4 protein-coding genes and 1 pseudogene are annotated in these 2,371 nt (G+C 39.4%); all 5 read left to right on the top strand.

Features of this window, described 5'->3' with window-relative positions:
* Positions 1-191, top strand: a pseudogene (locus F6K49_RS41865) (hypothetical protein); the annotation flags it as partial.
* A gap of 230 nt (positions 192-421) precedes the next feature.
* Positions 422-670 carry a hypothetical protein gene (locus tag F6K49_RS41860; RefSeq protein ID WP_293107158.1) on the top strand — a complete coding sequence of 83 codons (249 nt, stop codon included), beginning with the start codon at positions 422-424 and terminating at the stop codon, positions 668-670.
* A 29-nt stretch (positions 671-699) separates the two neighbouring features.
* Positions 700-879 carry a hypothetical protein gene (locus tag F6K49_RS41855; protein ID WP_293107156.1) on the top strand — a complete coding sequence of 60 codons (180 nt, stop codon included), beginning with the start codon at positions 700-702 and terminating at the stop codon, positions 877-879.
* Between the two features lie 662 nt (positions 880-1,541).
* Positions 1,542-1,847, top strand: coding sequence for a PqqD family peptide modification chaperone (locus tag F6K49_RS41850; protein ID WP_293107153.1), 306 nt, complete (start codon positions 1,542-1,544; stop codon positions 1,845-1,847).
* Positions 1,831-2,277, top strand: coding sequence for a lasso peptide biosynthesis B2 protein (locus F6K49_RS41845; protein WP_293107150.1), 447 nt, complete (start codon positions 1,831-1,833; stop codon positions 2,275-2,277). Before F6K49_RS41850 ends, F6K49_RS41845 begins: the two co-directional genes overlap by 17 nt.
* Positions 2,278-2,371: the final 94 nt, after the last annotated feature.

The following is a 2,371-nucleotide window of genomic DNA, read 5'->3' as shown; positions in this document are numbered from 1 at the left end:
AAGGCAATTTAGAGGGACAGCGCCTGATGGTGGAAAATCTACTGGCAGGGCGGTTTGGCACTGTTGATCTCGAATTATCCCGAACCATTGAGCCTTTGATGCAGTTGCCGATAAAAGACCGTACTCAGGTGCTGCTTAACTTGTCTCGTCAGGAACTGTTGGAGAGGTTTGGAGAGAGTCGATCTGATTGATGCTCTGACCTTTCAATGGTATTGCGGTGGTATTCCCCTTATATTCCAGTATCACGAGGTCAAGACTGACCCAAAACTGTTCACCAAACCCGCTTATCTCATAGGGGCGCACGCCGTGCGCTCCTAGTTGCTGTTTTTATTTACGACTGCAGCTACCAGAACACTAGCTCAAAGCGAAAGGCTGTTATAGCATTTCCAAATGAGATGTAAACCTGTATGGTCTTGTTTTCTTGTCCAATAAAACTCCGGATCTCTTTGCCATCTTGCCTTTTGCCTGTTGCCTGTTGCCTTTTTCAGCAAGAAGTGTGTTTACAACCGAGATAAAAACACCCTTAGCACCTCAAGTAGCACCTCAAGTAGCCCATAGGATGTTAGCTTCACTGACCTTATATCGCAGCAACAGTTTTTCTGAAAAACTGTCCGGAATTTACTTGGAAGGGAGAGAACATTTAATTGAAGGCAAGGAAAAATTAACGTGATTACAACATAAAGTTGATTAGAGTTAATTATGAATTTATCATCAGTTGATTTCGGTGGCTCTGAACCAATGTTACAAAATGTTGCTTCAAATGTCTGGGGGATTGTCTATCGGATTAAAATGCGATCGCTCTTTAACTCCACCTCCAACCTAGGAAATTTACTTTTATCCAATAAAAGAGTTTTACTCGTTACATCATCAAGGGGATAAGTTCCAGAGTTTGATATCATTTTTTTATTAATTCAATAAATAAATAAAGTTTTATTAAAATCTCCGAAAATTCGTTTAATTATGGGATGAATTACGCTACATTTAAATTAAATAAAATCAACTTAAATTTACGTTAGCATTACTTCCTATAAATTCGGTTAATATTCATAACAGTATAAATACTGTAATTAAGTTTTATAAATAACAATATCACAAACTATTCACATAATTTTTATACATTTTAATTGTGAATATAGGCCCATAAAAATAGGTCAAAATAGGGAGATAGTAGGCCTAATTTTGCAGAAGTGGTTCGGACTAAAAGTTAAATGCCTAATTGCTGTAAGCAATTAGAAATAGGTGGCGAACTCTAGCAGGATCAGGATGACTGCACTAGGAATAATTATGGCAATCATTTTAGGTTTATGGGTTTTAAAAACTCGTTTATAAACCCGATATCAAGCAATACTAGCTTACCAATAACTCTTCAAACTAATCAAGTTATTCATCTACTATACCCTAACTTTACTCAAAATAACAACCATCAGGGCTAATCAAGCATAGCAATCTTGGGAATTCCTCTCAATCCATTAATTATAAACCCATATAATTCCCTCACTAGTTTTAGATAACAGCAATAATTACTTGGAGAATAAAAAATCATGAGTTTGGATTGTACTATCTCAAAATCTTCAATTGTAGTAGCAGCTCAAGAGCAACTATCTTCTGATATTGGAGGAGAGGCAATCATCCTCGACATGAAGTCCGGAGTTTACTATGGCTTGAATACCGTAGGTGCTAGCATCTGGAATCTGATCCAGGAACCGAAAACTTTAGACGAAATTCGGGATGCACTGCTAGCAGAGTACGAAGTTGAGCCAGAAAAATGCGATCGCGATCTGTTGACATTACTCCAAGAATTCGCAGCAGTTGGGCTAATTGAGGTAAAAGATGAAGCGGTTGCGTAAGTTCTTGCGCCTTACTACTAGAGAACGTCAACTTGTGATTAACACGTTCATCTTACTAGGATTAATCAGACTAGGGCTATGGTTACTACCATTTCACAGATTGCGGCGACTGCTAACAAAAATCAGTCAGCCATCGCCTAAAGCTCAAGGGATAAACCAAACTAACCTAAGCAAAATTGTCGGAGCTGTGAATCTCAGCAGTCGCTACATGCCAGGTGGTGTTAAGTGTTTAGCTAGAGCATTAACCACACAAGTACTGATGAGTCGCTGTGGTTACTCCCCTCAACTCAGAATTGGTGTTGCCAAAGGGGAGGGAGGAAAATTAGAAGCTCATGCATGGGTGGAAAACCAGGGACAGGTTGTGATTGGCTATCTCAGAGACCTTTCACGGTTTACCCCACTACCATCGTTTAAAGGAGGCAAACTATGAGTGGCATTGTGGGGATTTACTACCTCGACCAAGAACCAATAGACCGGGAAAATATTGGGCAAATGTTAGATATCCTTGCCCACCGGGGACCAGA

The sequence above is a fragment of the Moorena sp. SIO3I6 genome (assembly GCF_010672095.1).
This window is presented reverse-complemented; position numbering and strand designations above follow the sequence as displayed.